At 42.0% G+C, this 18,089-nt stretch carries 16 protein-coding genes; 9 read left to right on the plus strand and 7 right to left on the minus strand.

Annotated features, from left to right (window positions below):
• Positions 1–24: 24 nt before the first annotated feature.
• From ilvD to ACFEL9_RS05985, 7 genes are all read right to left on the minus strand, one after another.
• Positions 25–1,710 carry a dihydroxy-acid dehydratase gene (gene ilvD, locus ACFEL9_RS05955; protein WP_385887071.1) on the minus strand — a complete coding sequence of 562 codons (1,686 nt, stop codon included), beginning with the start codon at positions 1,708–1,710 and terminating at the stop codon, positions 25–27.
• Entirely contained in the window at positions 1,707–2,603 is an 897-nt protein-coding gene (locus ACFEL9_RS05960; RefSeq protein ID WP_385887074.1) for a branched-chain amino acid transaminase, read from the minus strand. Before ACFEL9_RS05960 ends, ilvD begins: the two co-directional genes overlap by 4 nt.
• A 386-nt stretch (positions 2,604–2,989) precedes the next feature.
• Complete coding sequence (gene leuB, locus ACFEL9_RS05965; RefSeq protein WP_385887076.1) at positions 2,990–4,105, minus strand: 3-isopropylmalate dehydrogenase; 1,116 nt, start codon at positions 4,103–4,105, stop codon at positions 2,990–2,992.
• 21 nt (positions 4,106–4,126) lie between these two features.
• Positions 4,127–5,596, minus strand: coding sequence for an ATP-binding cassette domain-containing protein (locus tag ACFEL9_RS05970; RefSeq protein WP_385887079.1), 1,470 nt, complete (start codon positions 5,594–5,596; stop codon positions 4,127–4,129).
• On the minus strand, positions 5,596–6,213 hold the full coding sequence (gene leuD, locus ACFEL9_RS05975) for a 3-isopropylmalate dehydratase small subunit (protein WP_385887082.1): 618 nt from the start codon (positions 6,211–6,213) through the stop codon (positions 5,596–5,598). The genes ACFEL9_RS05970 and leuD overlap by 1 nt, the downstream gene beginning before the upstream one ends.
• A gap of 83 nt (positions 6,214–6,296) precedes the next feature.
• Positions 6,297–7,733 (minus strand): 3-isopropylmalate dehydratase large subunit, encoded by a 1,437-nt coding sequence (gene leuC / locus ACFEL9_RS05980; RefSeq protein WP_385887084.1) that lies wholly within the window; start codon positions 7,731–7,733, stop codon positions 6,297–6,299.
• Between the two features lie 12 nt (positions 7,734–7,745).
• Positions 7,746–8,912 carry a 2-isopropylmalate synthase gene (locus tag ACFEL9_RS05985; protein WP_385887087.1) on the minus strand — a complete coding sequence of 389 codons (1,167 nt, stop codon included), beginning with the start codon at positions 8,910–8,912 and terminating at the stop codon, positions 7,746–7,748.
• A 209-nt stretch (positions 8,913–9,121) separates the two neighbouring features.
• Between ACFEL9_RS05985 and ACFEL9_RS05990 the strand changes: the two genes are divergently transcribed.
• From ACFEL9_RS05990 to ACFEL9_RS06030, 9 genes are all read left to right on the plus strand, one after another.
• Positions 9,122–10,666 carry a hypothetical protein gene (locus tag ACFEL9_RS05990; RefSeq protein ID WP_385887089.1) on the plus strand — a complete coding sequence of 515 codons (1,545 nt, stop codon included), beginning with the start codon at positions 9,122–9,124 and terminating at the stop codon, positions 10,664–10,666.
• Positions 10,667–10,837: 171 nt separating this feature from the next.
• Complete coding sequence (locus tag ACFEL9_RS05995; protein WP_385887092.1) at positions 10,838–11,461, plus strand: RNA polymerase sigma-70 factor; 624 nt, start codon at positions 10,838–10,840, stop codon at positions 11,459–11,461.
• A gap of 5 nt (positions 11,462–11,466) precedes the next feature.
• Positions 11,467–12,441 (plus strand): FecR family protein, encoded by a 975-nt coding sequence (locus ACFEL9_RS06000; RefSeq protein WP_385887094.1) that lies wholly within the window; start codon positions 11,467–11,469, stop codon positions 12,439–12,441.
• 15 nt (positions 12,442–12,456) lie between these two features.
• Complete coding sequence (locus tag ACFEL9_RS06005; protein WP_385887097.1) at positions 12,457–14,280, plus strand: STN and carboxypeptidase regulatory-like domain-containing protein; 1,824 nt, start codon at positions 12,457–12,459, stop codon at positions 14,278–14,280.
• A 267-nt stretch (positions 14,281–14,547) separates the two neighbouring features.
• A complete protein-coding gene (locus tag ACFEL9_RS06010) occupies positions 14,548–14,976 on the plus strand; it encodes a PepSY-like domain-containing protein (RefSeq protein ID WP_385887100.1) in 429 nt (142 codons plus the stop codon).
• Between the two features lie 196 nt (positions 14,977–15,172).
• On the plus strand, positions 15,173–16,279 hold the full coding sequence (carA, locus tag ACFEL9_RS06015) for a glutamine-hydrolyzing carbamoyl-phosphate synthase small subunit (RefSeq protein WP_385887103.1): 1,107 nt from the start codon (positions 15,173–15,175) through the stop codon (positions 16,277–16,279).
• 35 nt (positions 16,280–16,314) lie between these two features.
• Complete coding sequence (locus tag ACFEL9_RS06020; RefSeq protein WP_385887106.1) at positions 16,315–16,848, plus strand: GNAT family N-acetyltransferase; 534 nt, start codon at positions 16,315–16,317, stop codon at positions 16,846–16,848.
• Positions 16,849–16,886: 38 nt separating this feature from the next.
• Positions 16,887–17,312, plus strand: coding sequence for a type II 3-dehydroquinate dehydratase (gene aroQ / locus ACFEL9_RS06025; protein ID WP_385887109.1), 426 nt, complete (start codon positions 16,887–16,889; stop codon positions 17,310–17,312).
• Between the two features lie 71 nt (positions 17,313–17,383).
• Positions 17,384–17,965: a hypothetical protein gene (locus ACFEL9_RS06030; RefSeq protein WP_385887112.1), complete on the plus strand. Its 582-nt coding sequence runs from the start codon at positions 17,384–17,386 to the stop codon at positions 17,963–17,965.
• Positions 17,966–18,089 lie beyond the last annotated feature (124 nt).

Here is an 18,089-nt window from a genome sequence, read left to right on the forward strand (position 1 = left end):
GTTTAAGATTCAATGCTATTTGATTTATGCCTCGTCTGTTACACAACCTTCATCAGCTGGCTTTACAGATTTTGCATACTTGTATAAAATACCTTTTGTGGCTTTTAAAGCCGGTTGTTTCCAATTGGCTTTTCGTTTTGCGATCTCGTCGTCACTTACTTTTAAGCTGATCGTATTTTTCACTGCATCGATTTCGATGGTATCATTATCATTCACCAATGCGATTAATCCGCCATCAAATGCTTCCGGTGTAATATGACCTACTACAAAACCATGTGTACCGCCGCTAAATCTGCCATCTGTTATCAATGCAACAGACTTTCCTAATCCTGCGCCGATAATAGCACCGGTTGGTTTCAGCATCTCAGGCATGCCAGGTGCCCCTTTCGGACCGATATAGCGAATCACCACGACATCACCAGCTTTTACTTTGCCTGATGCTATGCCATCGATAAAATCCTTTTCGCCGTCGAATACTCTTGCTGTTCCTTCAAAGCGTTCGCCTTCTTTGCCACTGATTTTTGCTACGCTTCCCTTTTCAGCCAAATTGCCATACAGAATTTGCAGGTGTCCCGTTTTTTTCAGCGGCTGTTCAAGCGGGTAAATAATTTTCTGTGCGTTAAAATCCAGATCCGGCACACCTGCTAAATTTTCTGCTACCGTTTTACCGGTTACTGTCAAACAATCGCCATGGAGCAATCCATTATTTAATAAATATTTCATCACAGCAGGCACACCGCCATGCTTGTGTAAATCTTCCATCAGGTATTTGCCCGAAGGTTTAAAGTCAGCCAATACGGGGATACGGTCACTGATTTTTTGAAAATCATCCTGCGTTAAATCCAGGTCAACACTTTTTGCCATAGCAATCAGGTGCAACACCGCATTCGTACTTCCGCCCAATACCATGATCACAGTGATTGCATTTTCAAATGCTTTACGGGTCATGATATCTTTTGGCGTAATATTTTTTTCCAGCAAAACTTTTATTGCTTTGCCCACCGCCTCACATTCTTTTTGTTTGTCTTCACTCAAGGCAGGGTTGGACGATGAGTTGGGCAAACTCATTCCTAATGCTTCAATAGCAGAAGCCATTGTATTGGCGGTGTACATACCACCGCAGGCACCGGCGCCGGGGCAGGAGTGCTGTACTATTCCTTTAAAATCATTTTCGCTCAGGTTGCCGGCTATCTTCTGGCCTAATGCTTCAAAAGCACTTACAATATTCAGGTCTTCACCTTTATAATGACCGGGAGCAATAGTGCCACCATATAACATGATTGATGGCCTGTTTAATCTTCCCATAGCCATCACCGCACCGGGCATATTTTTATCACAACCGGGTATGGCAATCAATGCATCATAATATTGGGCGCCTGCATTTGTTTCAATGCTGTCAGCGATTACATCACGGCTTACTAAACTATACCGCATGCCGTCTGTTCCCATACTGATACCATCACTTACACCAATGGTATAAAATCGCAAGCCGAGTAAGCCATCTGTTGCATTCACACTTTTGCGGACACTAACGGCCAAATCATTCAGGTGCATATTGCAGGGATTGCCATCCCAACCCATACTTACAATTCCAACTTGTGCCTTATTAAAATCTTCTTCTTTAAATCCAATCGCATAATACATGGCTTGTGCCGCTGGTTGCGTAGGATCCTGTGTTAATGTCTTACTGTATTTGTTTAATTCATTCATGCCAGTTCTTCTATTTTATTGTATTCTTTTTCTGTTACTCTATGTTTATATGCATCCTGTATAATCTTTCCGACAGACTGCGCCCATGGCAGTGCGAATTTTACATCATCAAGACTTTCCCATCCTATAACTTCCGCTGCTGTACCACAGAAAAAAGCGGCATCAGCTTTTTTTAATTCATCCGTTGTAAATAATTTTTCTTCGACAGGAATATTTAGTTCCTGGCACAGTTCAATGACTGTAGCCCTTGTGATGCCAGGTAAAATATTTCCTGTCGCCGGCGTGTATAGCTTACCATCTTTTTCAAAAAATACATTGGCGCCGGGACCCTCTGCCACAAACCCATTCATATCAGTTAGCAAGGCTTCATCATACCCTGCGGCTTTCGCTTCCTGGCTGGCAAGAATAGAATTTACATAATGGCCGGATGCTTTCGCTTCTATTTTAAAACCTTTGGGGTTGGGACGCTCAAATGAAGATGTCATTACCCGTATCAGTTTTTCACCCAGGAAAGGCTCCATCTTCCAGGCCTCAATAACAATAAAGGATTCTTTGTTTTTATTAAAGCTCATATTGGCAGGAGCGTATATTACCGGTCGGATATAAGCGTCCTGCAGCTTGTTTTTTTGCAATACCTGGTAGGTAGCATCAATTAGTTCAGCCGTATCAAACGGGTAGGGCATATTTAAAGCGAGTGCCGATCTTTTCAAACGTTCGTAATGTTCTACCTCTTTGAAGATTTTTGTCTCACCACTCACTGTTCGATAAGAACGGATGCCTTCAAACACAGCGTAACCATAATGCAATGATTGACTGTAGAAGTCAGTTTTTGCTTCTGCTGCTTTTACCAGCTCACCGTTGTGATAAATAATTGTATGCTCGTTGTAATACATGATTCTATTTTTTTCTTTGTTTTTAAAAAGTGTCTTTTGTTTGTCAGACGAGGACGTCAGACAAACAAGAAACCCGCCTTTCGGAGGCGGGTTTCTAAGTATTTCGTTTTTGATATTTATACTAGTGATCCTCCTCCGTTAAGTGCAGGTATAATAACGACTACCACAATAATAATTGTGGCGATGTTTAGGACATTATTTACTGTGCTTTTTAACATGAAGGAGTTTGTTTTGCGAATATACTCCCGCCAACTGTAAAAACAAAGAACTTTTTGTCTGAATCGTGATTTTTAGGATTTATGAGATATTTCAATTCATCTCGCCAGACTTGATTTTGTGCATCACTATCACAGTAATCTCAATCATCCAATCAATCCCAGGTCAGACTATATAATTGTTGATTTACTCAACTCAATATTTTCTCTTTTTATCGATCCGGGAATTTTTCCCTGTACGTAATCACTGATCAATTCACCGATGGTGGATGTCAAATAAAAATTCACGGGGTCAATATCCTTGGTCACAAAGCCATTTTGCAAAGTCCAGGTCACTGCTTCACGCACCAGCTCAGCTTCCTCTTTTAATTCAAAATAATCGAGCAACATGGCCGCCGAAAGAATCGAACCCAACGGATTGGCAATGTCTTTACCGGCTGCTTGCGGATAAGAACCATGAATAGGCTCAAACAGCGCTGAGCCCTTACCGATGGATGCTGAGGGCAATAGCCCCAACGAACCACTGATCACACTAGCTTCATCACTAATGATGTCGCCAAACATATTTTCGGTCAACACTACATCAAATTGCCTGGGATTAACAATGATCTGCATGGCAGCATTGTCGACAAACATATATTCAACCGTGATATCCGGGTAGGTTGTCGCCAGTTCCTGCACCACTTTTCTCCAGAGCCGTGAGGTCTCTAACACGTTGGCTTTATCAACTAATAATAATTTCTTTTTTCTTTTTTGTGCATATTGAAAAGCAAGATGGGCTATGCGCTCAATTTCTTCGCGGCTATAAACACAATCATCAGATGCTTGCGTGCCTTCTGCGTTCAATTCTTTTTTCCCAAAATAAATTCCGCCAGTCAATTCACGGAAAATGACAAAATCAACACCTTCAATATTTTTTGTTTTCAGTGGTGAAAGATGGTGCAAGGCAGGGTAGGTGTTAACCGGGCGGATATTGGCAAATAGTTGCAGCGACTTACGCAGCTTCAATAAACCTTGTTCCGGTCTTACTTTAGCGGTAGGGTCGTTATCATATTTTGGATGCCCAATAGCTCCAAATAGAATGGCATCACTTTTTAAACATACCTCAATGGTTTCGTCCGGTAGGGGATTGCCTGTTTTGTCAATCGCATCAGCACCCATCAGGCAATGCATGTATGTAAACTGGTGATTAAAAGTCTCCGCGATGGCATTCAGCACACGAATCGATTGTTTGGTTACTTCCGGGCCAATTCCATCTCCCTCTATGACTGCAATGTTTTTTTTCATGACCTTGTGTTTATGTACGGACTATACAGTTATTGGTTGCGGTTTAATTAAACTAATTTGTTTACCCTGCAGCAATTCCATTTTTTGCAGGATGCAAGCAGGTATTTCGTTGTCGTAATGACTTACGTAGATCAGTGTCGTTGCTGAGCAGTTGCAGATAGAATCGATCAGTTCCAAAAAATGTTTTGTTTGATGATCATCCAGTCCCTGGCAAGGTTCATCCAACACCAGCAGTGCAGGGTTTTTTATTAATGCTCTTGCCAGCAATGCTTTCCGTTGCTGCCCGGTTGATAAAAGAAACAATGGCTTTTCCCGCTGATCCGTTAAATCAAAAACCCCGAGCCATTCATTTACCATTTGTTCCTGTTCATTACTTAACAAACGGAATAGGCCCATAGTATCAAAGAAGCCGGACCCGATCACATTGTGTACCGAAGTGCTCATGTCAAAAAACTTGTGCAGCTCTGGTGATACGAAGCCAATTTTCTTTTTTATATCCCAAATGCTTTCACCGGTGCCGCGACGCTTGTCAAACAAATAAATTTCGTGCGAGTAGGCCTGCGGATTGTCAGCAGTGATCAAACTGAGCAGTGTCGATTTGCCGGCGCCATTATGACCTTTTACCAGCCAGTGGTCTCCCTGCTTTACTTCCCAGTTTATGTTTTGTAAAATGATTTTGTCGCCATATTGAATGGTGACGTTTTTTATTTTTACGATGTTATCATATTTGGCGATATGGCCGGCGAACAAAGAAGCATTGATATTATTCTTGTCTTTCCTCGCATTCTCCGGATGAAATGCAACAAACGTTTTTCTTTCGCTTACCTGTACCAATTTCCCATTGAATAATTCAGCTATATGCGTAATGCAGGAGGGAAGTTCTCTTTCGTCGGTAACGAGGATAAGCGTAGTACCTTTTCGGGCAAGCTCATTCATAATGTGATGTAACTCTTTCCTGCTACTAACATCTAAGCCGACAAATACATTATCCATTATTAATACCTGTGGTTGCAGTACCAATGCCTTTATTAGCTGTAGCTTTTTTTGCTCACCATTTGAAAGCTGGATCAAAGGAGTTTGCCCCCGGTGTGACAGACTCAATTGATTTAATAATGAATCAACTTCATTGGAGGCGCCAATGGTTTTTTTCAGTTCCTGCTCCACTGTTAATGCATCTTCCGCATCACAGCTGTTGTAGCGTTGCTGGTAGTAGAAGTCAGAAACGTTGGATAAGTTTTTCAACGTTTCTGACGATTCTAATAAAACAGTTGTTGGCTTTAGAAAAGAATGATCGGTATAGTTAATTTCAATGGAACCTTTTGTAAATAATTTTCCGGCTAAAGCTTTTGCCAGCGAGGATTTACCACTGCCGCTTTCACCAATAACAGCCAAATGCTGGCCGGCTTCAATAGTAAAGGAAATATTGTCCAGTACAGTTTTGCCAAACTGTTGCGCACTGATATTTTTTACTATGATCGAAGCTGATGACATTAAAGTGTTTCCTCGAATTGCTCGATGTCTTTTTTTATACTTAATAAATAATCGATATCATTATATCCGTTCAACAAGCAGGTTTTTTTATAACTGTTGATATCGAAATGTTCCTGATCTCCTGTTTTATCGATCGTGATGGTTTGTTTTTCCAGGTCGATGGTCAGTGTAGCCTCACTATCCTGTTCAAATATTTTTTTCAGGAAAGCTTCAGAAACCGTGACCGGAAGCACACCGTTGTTGAGTGCATTATTTTTAAAAATGTCAGCAAAGAAGCTGGATACAACTGCTCTGAATCCATAATCTAAAATGGACCACGCAGCATGTTCCCGGGAAGAACCACAGCCAAAATTTTTACCCGCCACTAATATTTCGCCTTTGTATTGCGACTGATTTAGAGCAAAATCTTTCTTTGGCTTTGTTTCATCGTCATTTTCATACCGCCAGTCACGAAAGAGATTTTTACCAAAACCTTCCTTGGTGGTTGCTTTCAGGAAGCGGGCAGGGATGATCTGGTCCGTATCGATGTTTTCGATATTGATGGGAACAAACCGGCTATTTATGGTTCTTAATGCTTTCATGGCCTCATCCCGACCTTCTCCCAAGGAGAAGGCCATCTTCGCACAGCCCTCGCTTGTCGGAAAGTCTCTTTTTGTTATTAAATGTTATATATGCCAATTTTATCTTGCAATATTTATAATCAATTCAAAGAAGTTGCTAACTCCCCTTTAGGGGTTGGGGGTAACATTTCTCGTACATCCGTAATAACCCCAGTGATCGCTGCCGCAGCTGCAGTCAACGGGCTTGCCAATAATGTTCTTGCACCGGCGCCTTGTCTTCCTTCAAAATTTCTGTTGGAAGTAGATACACAGTATTTACCAGCAGGAATTTTATCTTCATTCATACCCAGGCAAGCTGAGCAACCAGGCTGACGAAGCATGAAGCCTGCTTCTTCAAAAATCTTATCGATGCCTTCCTGTTTTGCCTGTGCTTCCACTTGTTTGCTTCCGGGTACAATCCATACTTCTACGTCTTTGGCTTTATGTTTTCCTTTTACGAATGAAGCCACCATGCGCAGATCCTCGATTCTTGAATTGGTGCAACTGCCAATAAAAACATAATCCACTTTTTTCCCTTTGATCGTAGCACCCGCTTCAAGGCCCATATAGTTCAGGGACTTTTCAAAGGATGTTTTTTCCTTTTCATCTATCTCATTCAACGCAGGAACATGTCCACCCACACCTATTCCCATTCCGGGATTAGTACCATAGGTGATCATGGGTTCTATGTCTTCCGCTTTGATGAAAATCTCTTGATCAAATTTTGCGTCATTATCACTGTATAATGTTTTCCAATATGCAAGAGCTTTATTCCATGCTTCACCCTGTGGTGCAAACTTTCTGCCTTTAATGTATTTGAATGTTGTTTCGTCGGGAGCGATCATACCACAACGGGCACCCATTTCAATGCTCATATTGCAAATGGTCATTCTTGCTTCCATCGATAATGAACGGATAGCAGAACCTGCAAACTCGACTGCATAGCCCGTAGCACCACTCGCTGATATTTTTGAAAGGATATACAAAACAATATCCTTACTCACTACTCCCTTGTTCAACTGCCCGTCGATATTGATACGCATCAGTTTGGGCTTGCTCTGCAAAAGGCATTGCGTAGTCATCACCATTTCTACTTCACTGGTGCCTATACCAAAAGCAATATTTCCAAAAGCTCCGTGTGTGGATGTATGGCTATCGCCACATACGATCGTCATGCCGGGCTGTGTGATGCCAAGTTCGGGTCCTATAACATGAACAATGCCCTGGAACGGGTGTCCAAGGCCATATAATTCAATACCGTGCTCTTCGCAATTTTTCTTCAATGCTTCTACCTGTCGGCGGGACAACTCTTCTTTGATGGGCAGATGTTGATTCAAGGTAGGCACATTATGATCCGCCGTCGCTACAATTTGTTTTGGACGAAAAACTTTTATTCCGCGTTTATTCAGTCCGGCAAATGCCTGTGGGCTTGTTACCTCGTGAATAAAATGCCGGTCAATATATAAAACAGATGGGCCGCCTTCAATCGTTTTGACGATGTGCCTGTCCCAAATTTTTTCAAATAATGTTTTCGCCATAGTGCTAAACGTTTATGCGGTTTCTACAGCAGTATATTCTTTTGCCATTGCATGTAAGTCTTCGTCTGCCACTTCCTTCTTCAAATCCGCCACTTTTAAAAATTCTACATACAATACATCGATATCGTTTCTGGTATATTGATAACCGAGTTTGTGAAAGCGATGGGCCAATGCTGAGCGGCCACTTCTGGCAGTGAGTACGATTTTAGAACCACCGGCGCCTACTTCTTCAGGATTGATGATTTCATAAGTCAATGCTTCTTTTAAGAAACCATCCTGGTGAATACCGGAAGAATGCGAAAATGCATTAGCACCAACGATAGCCTTGTTAGGCTGAACCGGCATGCGCATGGTTTCAGAAACCAATTGGCTGATGGGGTTCAATTGTCGTGTATTAATATTGGTATAAAAGCCCAGTGAATGATGCTGTTTCAAAACCATCACTACTTCTTCCAGTGAAGTATTACCCGCTCTTTCTCCCAAACCATTGATGGTACATTCTATTTGTCTTGCACCATTGATTACACCCGAGATAGAATTGGCTGTTGCCAGCCCCAGGTCATTATGACAATGACAACTCAGGATGGCTTTATCAACGTTGGGCACATTATTGATGAGGTAGGCAATTTTTTCACCATATTGATGGGGGAGGCAATAACCAGTAGTGTCAGGGATATTGACGACTGTCGCTCCTGCTTTAATCACGGCTTCCACTACTTTAGCAAGGTATTCATTGTCGGTGCGGCCGGCGTCTTCCGCATAAAACTCAACATCGTCCACAAAATTCCTGGCCCATTTAACCGCCTGGACAGCCCTGGCCAATATTTCTTCCCTTGTTGAATTGAATTTTGCTTTGATATGAAGATCAGAGGTACCTATACCGGTATGAATGCGTGGACGTTTGGCCGACTTTAATGCTTCGGCGGCCACTTCAATATCTTTTTGCACTGCCCGGGTAAGACCGCAGACTGTGGCATTTTTAATCACTTTACCAATTTCATTCACTGATTCAAAGTCTCCCGGTGACGAAACAGGGAAACCGGCTTCGATGATATCAACTCCAAGCTCTTCTAATGCAAGGGCCAGGCGTATTTTTTCTGTGGTATTCAGTTTGCAACCGGGTACCTGTTCACCATCCCTGAGGGTGGTGTCAAAGATGTGGATTTTGCCATCAGCCATAATTAAGTAATATATTGTGGTGATAAAAAAACAGGCTGCTTATTTTTGTATCGCTTGCTACCGACAACAAAACAAGCAACCCGATCATCTAAGATAGCCCAGATGTACGGGCAGGTAAAACCAAAATTGACCCTGTTTTACAGAGTTTAAAAAGGGGGAAATCCCCTGGAACCCTTTGCAGTAAAGGATTTTAAATCACCTGAATTACGATGCCCAACCGGTCCACAGACGCCCTTTTTCAACTGGTAAAATCGCTGGAAAAGTCAGAAAAGAGGAATTTTAAGTTATATGTGAGGCGAAACTCATCCAGCGACACGTTGAAAACTATCCAACTCTTTGATGCTCTGGACAAACTGAATGATTACGACGAAGCTTTGCTATTGAAAAAAAACAAGTCAATCAGTAAACAGCAGCTTTCCAACATCAAGGCCCAATTATACCGCCAGATTTTATCCAGCCTGCGGATCATAAAGGATGAAAATAATATTGATATTCAGCTACATGAGCAAATGGACTATGCCCGCATCCTGTTTAACAAGGGCCTGTACCTGCAAAGCCTGAAGGCTCTTGACCGCTTGAAAGACACCGCCCGGGCCCATAACCAGGTTACCTACCTGCAGCAGGCGCTGTTTTTTGAAAAAAAGATTGAAGCCCTCTACATTACCCGCAGTATGCAGAACCGGGCGGAACAATTGAGCACCGAAGCTAACCAGGTAAATGACACACTGACACTGATCAATAAGCTGTCCAATCTTTCCCTGCAGCTGTATAGCTGGTACATTCAACATGGCCATGCCCGTAACGAAAACGATATTAAAAGCATCCGGCTTTTTTTTGAAACTCATATACCCCCGGAAGCAAAGTCAGCGCAGGGGTTTTATGAAAAACTCTATTATTACCAGAGCCAGTGCTGGTATGCTTTTATCCGGATCGACTTTTTACAGTACTACCGATATTGCCAGAAATGGGTAGACCTGTTTGACAAAAACCCGGATATGCTGGCGGTGGAAACAGCCAGTTATATAAAAGGGATGCATAACCTGATGAGTGCCCATTTTGATTTGCTCAACCATGAGAAGCTGGAAGAAACGATCAAACAGTTTGAAAAATTTACCCGGCACAAGTTGGTAACCCAAAATGATAATAATCGCATCCTGGCTTATCAATATTTGTATACAGCCCGTATCAATCTCTATTTTTTGCAGGGCACGTTCAACAAAGGCTTGTTGATGGTGCCACACCTGGAGGAAATGCTGAAAGAATATGGACTTTATCTCGATACGCACCGTGTACTGGTGTTCTATTATAAAATTGCATGCCTGTATTTCGGCAGCGGCAACAATGAAAAAGCCATCGACTATCTCAACCGCATCATCAATCAAAAATCAGGATTGAGAAATGACCTGCAATGTTATGCGAGATTGCTGCACCTGATCGCCCATTATGAACTGGGAAATTTCGATTTGCTGGAGTACCTGATCAAATCGGTGTATCGCTATATGTCGAAAATGGAAAGCCTGAGCCGGGTGGAAGAAGAGATCTTTGCTTTCCTGCGCCAATCCTTCCATGTAGGCGCCAGGGCACTAAAGCCCGAGTTTGAAAAATTGCTCCACAAACTCAAGAAATACGAACACAATCCCCTCGAACGGCGGGCATTTGCTTATCTCGACGTAATATCCTGGCTGGAAAGCAAGATCCATAATGTGAATGTGCAGGATGTGATAAGGGAAAGATATAAGAGAAGAGTGAAATGATTTTTATCATTGAATATTGAAAGTTGGCTGTTGTGCGTTAAACATGTGTTTAGTTCGACCTGAAAATATTCAATACCCAATTTTCAATGCTGACTATTCAATGGCCCACTAAAAATGTTATTACTTCCATAGGGGTAAATCCCCTGCCGGTTGTCCCATTTATAAACCATCTTGACAGGGAATAGCCATATTTTAGCTGATCACAGGATATTGCAAGTGGAACAAAGTCATACTGCCATCGTCAGATCGCTGACGCCAACCAGCGAAACGGCCTTTGAGCATTTATTTAAAATGCATTTCAGGGGTTTGCACGCCTATGCTATTACCATTTTGAAAGACGAGGCGATGGGAGAGGAGATCGTACAAAATGTGTTTTATAAATTTTGGGAAAAAAGAGATCAACTGGCAATCGAATCCTCACCAAAGGCCTATCTCTACAAAGCTGTTTATCACGATTGTCTTAATTATATCAAGCATAAAAAAGTAAAATCAGCACATGCCATGCATGTAGTGCGACAGGCGAATGACAAAATTGAAAATGCTTCCGGAAAAATATTGCAGGGTGAATTAAAAGAACATATTCATGACGCCATGAACGAACTGCCGGAGCAGTGCCGTACTATTTTCCAGATGAGCCGGTTTGAAGGATTGAAGTACCAGGAGATCGCGGATGAAATGGGCCTGTCTGTAAAAACGATCGAGAACCAAATGGGCAAAGCGCTGAAATTATTGAGGCAAAAGCTAGTGGAGTTTTTGCCTTTACTCATTTTATTCCTGTTCAATAGTAAACCCTGAAAATATTGGAAAACTTTACACACGATAAAATGGATGAGTTGCTGGTGAAATACCTCACCGATGAAGCTACTATACCGGAGCAAAAGCTGGTAGAGGAGTGGATCAGTGCCAGCGAAGCCAACCAATATTATTTCCGGCATTTTCAAATGATCTGGGACCAAAGCCGTCAATTGGCCGTAATCACATCGGTAGATGAAAATAAAGCCTGGCAAAAATTTCAACGCAAGATAAAAAAGGAAGAGGGGCGTAAACTGCACCAGGGTTTCGGCTGGTGGAAAATAGCTGCCAGTGTTTTGATCATCGTAGTTGCTGGCCTGGTCATCCGGTCACAATGGCAAAGTAAAACGAAAGCTCCTGAATTGATTAGTGTTGCTTCTGCCAACGAAGTGAAGAAAGATACATTGCCCGATGGTTCCGTGGCAACTTTGAATAAACATTCTGTTTTATCTTATCCATCTTCGTTTAAAGGCAAAACGAGAAAAGTGGTGTTGAAAGGAGAGGCCTTTTTTAATGTTGTGCCGGATAAAACAAAACCTTTTATCATTGATGTAAACGATGTGCAGGTGAAGGTGGTGGGCACTTCTTTTAATGTAAGAAGTGTAAATGGCGCTGCGGAAGTGATTGTGGAAACAGGTGTTGTGCAGGTAACAAAGAACGGAGTAACGGTTGAACTGAGAGCAGGAGAACAGACATCCCTTGTTAATGCAGATACTTCATTGCAGAAACGGGAGACCGAAGATAAATTGTATAACTACTATGTCAGTAAAACTTTTGTCTGTGATAATACTCCTCTTTGGAAACTGGTCGAAAAACTGAACGAAGCTTATGACGCCAGGATCCGGATTGAAAAAGAGTCGTTGCGAAAACTTCCACTTACAGTGACATTTGACCAGGAATCACTGGATACCATTCTTGATATCATCAGCCAGACGCTGATGATAAAAGTTTCAAAAAAAGAGAATGAAATTATTTTGCACTAATTGATCAGCCGGAACATGGTAAATAAGAAAGGGATATTCTACGGATCGCTAATGCTGATTTTTATACTGTGTTCAATTTGCATTGAGGCTCAAAATATTTTAGACAGGCGGGTGTCGTTTACCGCCAACCGGCAACGGCTGGATGATGTGTTAGCCATTATCAGTAACAAAGCAGGCTTCAGTTTTTCCTATAACAGTAATATTTTAAAACGGGACAGCCTTGTCAATTTATCCGTGAACAACAAAACGGTGAGGCAGGTACTGAACCAGTTATTTAACGGGGCTTATGAATACAAAGAGAGTGGTAACTATGTAATACTACGCCGGGTGAGTTTGCAACTTACTACTGTTACAAAAACAGCACCCGCAAAAGACAACAGCTGGTTCATTTCTGGTTCTGTGGTAAATGCTGAGACGGGTGAACGGCTGAGTGATGTAAGTATATATGAAACCACGCATCTTACGTCTACGTTGACGGATGCCAATGGGAGTTTTAAGATCAGGCTAAAGGATAAATATAAAACTACTTCGCTGGCGGTAAGCAAGGATGCTTTTGAAGATACGATGGTTACGATTCCGCAAAAGTTCGATCTGCAACTGGTGATTGCGATTGTGCCGGTGGTCAATCAAACCGTTGTTTCTGCTCCCAACAGTTTTGAATTGGCTGATACAAGTACCAGTTCAATTGTAGCCGATACTGTAGTGGCTAAAACTTCTGCCAGCGAAGTAGAAGAAACGGGCATTGCAAGATTTTTGTTGACCGCTAAACAAAAGATCAGGAGCCTGAACATGAAAAAATTCTTTACCAAAAAACCTTTCCAGTTTTCTGTTGTGCCGGGTGTGAGTACGCAGGGTAAACTAAGCGGGCAGGTGGTGAATAATTTTTCATTCAATTTATTCGGCGGATATACGGCAGGCGTCAATGGGTTGGAGATTGGTGGACTATTTAATTTGAATAAAAAGGATGTACGATATGTGCAGGGAGCCGGGTTGTTTAATATCACCGGCGGATCCATAACTGGTTTGCAAATCGGGGGTCTTCAAAATACGGTGTTGAAAAATGTGAAAGGTCTGCAAGCCGCCGGCATTAACAATTATGTAAAGGGTAATGTAGGTGGATTACAAATTGCAGGAGTGGCCAATATCAGTGGTGGTACCATGAAGGGTTTGCAGGCTGCGGGTGTGTTTAACTACCAGAACAGGGATGTTGGCGGAATTCAAATTGGTGGAGTAGGAAACATTGGCGGTGGACAGGTACGGGGAATACAGGCCGGTGGCGTATTTAATTATGCCAAAAAATTAAAAGGCCTGCAGATCGGGATCATCAATATTGCCGACACATCGGATGGATATAGCATCGGGTTGATCAATATTGTGTTGAAAGGATATCATAAATTATCTCTTTCCACCAATGAAGTGGTCAATGGCAACCTGTCTTTTAAAACGGGCAGCCGTAAATTGTATAGCATTCTGCAGGCGGGCATGAACCTGGATCGAAAAGATGACAAGCTTTATACATTTGGTTATGGCCTTGGCACAGAGTTAAGTTTAACCAAATGGTTTTCCATCAATCCTGAGTTGGGTTCTCAGTATGTTTATCTTGGAACCTGGGATTATCTCAATTTGCTGAATCGGTTAGACCTGCAATTCAATATAAAATTTGGAAAACGATTTTCCATTTTCGGTGGGCCCTCCTTTTCTGTGTACTACACTAAGCAACCCGCTGCTATTGATGGCTATAAGTACAACATTATCCCCGGCTCTTATAAAACCTTTGAGCTTGGCGACCCAAAAGTTCGCGGCTGGTTTGGCTGGAACGCAGGTATTAATATTTTTTGACATAATCTCAGGACTTTCTCAACAGTTGTATATAACCACAGAGTTTACAGAGGCGGCACAGAGTACACAAAGCAAAATTATTCAAGGTGATTCTCTGCGACCTTTGCGAAACTTCTTTGTGCTCTCTGCGGTAAAAAAATTCTTCATTTTTGAGACAAGCCTCTCTCAACTCTCTTAGCGACATTTTTCATTTTTATAATAGGGGTTTGCTGAAAGCAGGTTGTCACATTTTGACAGCAAACAATCATTAAACACAATTTTTATTTTATGAAAAAAACTTTTCTTCTTATGACACTTTCAGCCTTATTGTTAGTGGCCTGCGATAAAGAGAAGGTAGTGCAATCAGATGATCTTCCTGCCAATGCCAGCGGGTTTGTAACCACCCATTATCCCGGCAAACAAATTCTGCAGGTCGTAAAAGAATTGGATAACCTGAAAACCTATTTTCATGTTTATCTCAACAACGGCACCAAACTGGATTTTACCCGGCAGGGAAATATCAAAAAAATAGAAGGAACGGAAGCCATACCGGGTACGGTTATTCCTTCGCTTGTTTTAGAATATGTTGACACCCATTATCCGGCTGACTTTATCCGCGGCTGGGAAATCAAAGATGCATCACAGGAAACCAGGCTTTCGTCCGGGCTTCAACTCGAGTTTGACAAAAACGGAAATTTTTTGCGGGTTAAAGGATAATCGACCCAAAATCATCAATTGCCATAAGAATAGGTCTCGCAGATTTCGGTGATAAACACCCTTTTAACATGTTGTCCCGCGGTCTGCGAGATTTTTTTATTGGGGGTAAATTATGTTCAAAATTTTCTCATCCCGGAAACATTTAAGTCCCTACTTTTGCGCAATTTGTTTTTAAAGAGCAGATTCTTTTATAACTATGTCAACAACCCGACCTTCCGCTGTTTTGCTGTTACAAGACGGCACTGTTTGTTATGGTAAAGCCTTTGGTGCTATTGGTACTACCACCGGCGAAGTTTGTTTTAATACCGGTATGACCGGCTACCAGGAAGTATTTACTGACCCCAGCTATTATGGCCAGGTTCTCATTATGAATGCCGTACATGTAGGTAACTACGGAGTGAAAGAAGCTGATGTAGAGTCCGATAGCGTAAAAATCAAAGGGCTGATCGGTCGTAACCTCGAAGACCAGTATTCAAGAAAACTTGCACAGGGCTCGCTGGAGGATTATTTGAAAACACACAACATTGTATCGATAGCTGATGTGGACACAAGGGCTCTCGTCGCACATATCCGCACCAAGGGAGCCATGAATTGTATCATCTCCTCCGAAACAACAGATATCAACGAACTTAAAAAGAAGCTTGACGCCGTGCCGGATATGGATGGGTTGGAATTGGCTTCGCATGTGAGCACCAAAGAAACATATGAGCTGGGTGATAAAGATTCTGCCATCCGGATCGCAGTAATGGATTATGGTGTAAAAAGAAATATCCTGAACTGTATGGTAGAAAGAGGAGCACACGTAAAAGTGTTCCCGGCCAAAACGCCATTGGATGAAGTAAAGAAATTTGAGCCGCATGGTTATTTTATTTCCAACGGGCCCGGTGATCCGGCGCCAATGGATTATGCCGTCAATAGCCTGAAACAAATTTTAAAAGAAGAAAAGCCGGTATTTGGTATCTGCCTGGGCCATCAGTTGCTGGCATTGGCTAATGATATCCCTACTTTTAAAATGCATCATGGTCACCGTGGGTTGAATCACCCGGTAAAAAATTTAGTTACCGGCAGATCAGAGATCACGACACAAAATCATGGATTCGGGGTAGATCCTGAAGCGGTAAAAAAAGCTGACCATATAGAAGTAACGCATGTCAATTTAAATGATCAGTCCATTGAAGGCATACGGGTAAAAGGCAAACCGGCCTTCTCCGTGCAGTATCACCCGGAAGCTACACCTGGTCCCCATGACAGCCGTTATCTTTTCGACCAGTTTATACAAATGATAAAAGAACAGAAAAACTAAATAAATTGCCATCCGCCCCAAGCGGATGTTTTTTTATGTTTCCGGAATTACATACCAGCAGATTTATTTTAAAACAGATTGTTGCGACTGACCAGGCTTTTATTTTTAAGGGTTTGAGTCATCCCGAGGTTATTCCTTTTTATGGGGTGTCGTATAAAACAGTTGAAGAGGCAAAGTCACAAATGGATTTTTATGATGGGCTGTGGCGGGAGAAAACGGGTATCTGGTGGAAAATTGTAGATCGTGACAATAGCGAGCCGGTCGGCGCCTGTGGGATGAACTATTATAACGCAACACATGAAAAAGCTGAGATCGGCTATTGGTTGCTGCCACAGTTTTGGCGGAAAGGCATCATGCCTGAAGTAGTTCCGGTAATGATCCATCATTTATTTACCCACTGGAAATTGCATCGGCTCGAAGCGGTGATAGAGGATGGTAATGAAACAAGCTGGCGGCTTGCAGAAAAGCTGGGATTTAAGTATGAAGGAAAGTTAAGAGAAGCTGAAATCAAAAATGGGAAAAGGGTCAATTTGCTTTTATACAGCTTACTAGCCAATGAAAGTAAATAGTATCCTTTAAATTCGTTTACAATAAATCACATTGCTTAATGAAGATAGCGATCATCAACGGCCCCAATCTCAACCTGCTTGGTAAGAGAGAACCCGGTATATACGGCAACCAGTCTTTCGATGATTTTTTTGAAGAGCTCAAAGCTTCCTATCCGCAAATTTCGTTCAGCTATTATCAAAGCAATGTTGAAGGAGAGCTGATCAATGAACTGCAACGGGTGGGTTTCGACTTCGATGGTATAGTGCTTAACCCCGGCGGCTACACACATACGTCTGTGGCAATCGGCGATGCGATTGCAGCAATTAAAACCCCGGTTATCGAAGTGCATATTTCCAATGTGCATGCACGGGAAGATTTCAGAAAACTTTCCCATATATCGGGAAAGTCGGTGGGAAGCATTATCGGCCTTGGGTTAAAAGGATATACGTTGGCCGTTGAATATTTACTGTCATTGCCAGGGTAAGTATATAACGCAGAAGCACCTTTACATACCTGCGGAATGTTTTTAAATCATTTTTTTGACAACCTATCTTTATGAAAAAAATCTTTACCCTCAGCATAGCAGTCCTTGTTTCGGTAATGGCTTTATGCCAGTTTTCATTCAATATCCAGGGAGGCGGTCATTTAACCATCGGTACGTTTGGTGACAAGCAGGCAGATCCCGGACTACAGGGGGGAGTTAGTTTTAATATCCCGGTTTCTCATCAATTGTTTTTACAGCCCGGAATAATCGTCATGCGACATAGTTGGAAAGGATATGCAAGCGAAAGAAGCCCGTTGCCAGGCACAACTCCGGCGCCAAAGAAAATAATTGTGGCTAATACAGATCTAAAGCTTTCTTTACGGGTACTATATAAATTTCGTGAACAAAAAAATAAGTGGTATGCCGGTGCCGGCGCTGATTATCATTATCTCGTTAATGAAGGAGTATCTTCAGCAGTTTCTTTTTCCGTTTCGGGAGGATATTACCTGGCAAAGAGATGGTTTGTGCAAGGTGATTTTTCCCCGGTGTTTATTTACGAAGATGATTATCATAACCCCTATGAGTCAAATCTTACGGAATTGCATCAACAGTTTTTTTTATCAATCGGGTTCAGGGTTGGTAAATTAGGGTGAAAATAGAAACTTCAATTACCAAAAAAGGAATCTATGTCGGTCTGGAATGTTTGATTATTGATGCTGTAGGTAATAGCTCTTATTTTAGTAATTGACATCCTTTAAAATAGCGCAACCATTGTAA

The sequence above is a fragment of the Terrimonas alba genome (assembly GCF_042434975.1).
GTDB classification, from domain to species: Bacteria; Bacteroidota; Bacteroidia; order Chitinophagales; family Chitinophagaceae; genus Terrimonas_B; species Terrimonas_B alba.

Excerpts from the sequence above, each read along its gene's own strand:
- ilvD (WP_385887071.1), bottom strand. The coding sequence starts at position 1,710 with ATGAATGAATTAAACAAATACAGTAAGACATTAACACAGGATCCTACG.
- ACFEL9_RS05960 (WP_385887074.1), bottom strand. The coding sequence starts at position 2,603 with ATGTATTACAACGAGCATACAATTATTTATCACAACGGTGAGCTGGTA.
- leuB (WP_385887076.1), bottom strand. The coding sequence starts at position 4,105 with ATGAAAAAAAACATTGCAGTCATAGAGGGAGATGGAATTGGCCCGGAA.
- ACFEL9_RS05970 (WP_385887079.1), bottom strand. The coding sequence starts at position 5,596 with ATGTCATCAGCTTCGATCATAGTAAAAAATATCAGTGCGCAACAGTTT.
- leuD (WP_385887082.1), bottom strand. The coding sequence starts at position 6,213 with ATGGCCTTCTCCTTGGGAGAAGGTCGGGATGAGGCCATGAAAGCATTA.
- leuC (WP_385887084.1), bottom strand. The coding sequence starts at position 7,733 with ATGGCGAAAACATTATTTGAAAAAATTTGGGACAGGCACATCGTCAAA.
- ACFEL9_RS05985 (WP_385887087.1), bottom strand. The coding sequence starts at position 8,912 with ATGGCTGATGGCAAAATCCACATCTTTGACACCACCCTCAGGGATGGT.
- ACFEL9_RS05990 (WP_385887089.1), top strand. The coding sequence starts at position 9,122 with ATGCCCAACCGGTCCACAGACGCCCTTTTTCAACTGGTAAAATCGCTG.
- ACFEL9_RS06005 (WP_385887097.1), top strand. The coding sequence starts at position 12,457 with ATGGTAAATAAGAAAGGGATATTCTACGGATCGCTAATGCTGATTTTT.
- ACFEL9_RS06010 (WP_385887100.1), top strand. The coding sequence starts at position 14,548 with ATGAAAAAAACTTTTCTTCTTATGACACTTTCAGCCTTATTGTTAGTG.
- carA (WP_385887103.1), top strand. The coding sequence starts at position 15,173 with ATGTCAACAACCCGACCTTCCGCTGTTTTGCTGTTACAAGACGGCACT.
- ACFEL9_RS06020 (WP_385887106.1), top strand. The coding sequence starts at position 16,315 with ATGTTTCCGGAATTACATACCAGCAGATTTATTTTAAAACAGATTGTT.
- aroQ (WP_385887109.1), top strand. The coding sequence starts at position 16,887 with ATGAAGATAGCGATCATCAACGGCCCCAATCTCAACCTGCTTGGTAAG.
- ACFEL9_RS06030 (WP_385887112.1), top strand. The coding sequence starts at position 17,384 with ATGAAAAAAATCTTTACCCTCAGCATAGCAGTCCTTGTTTCGGTAATG.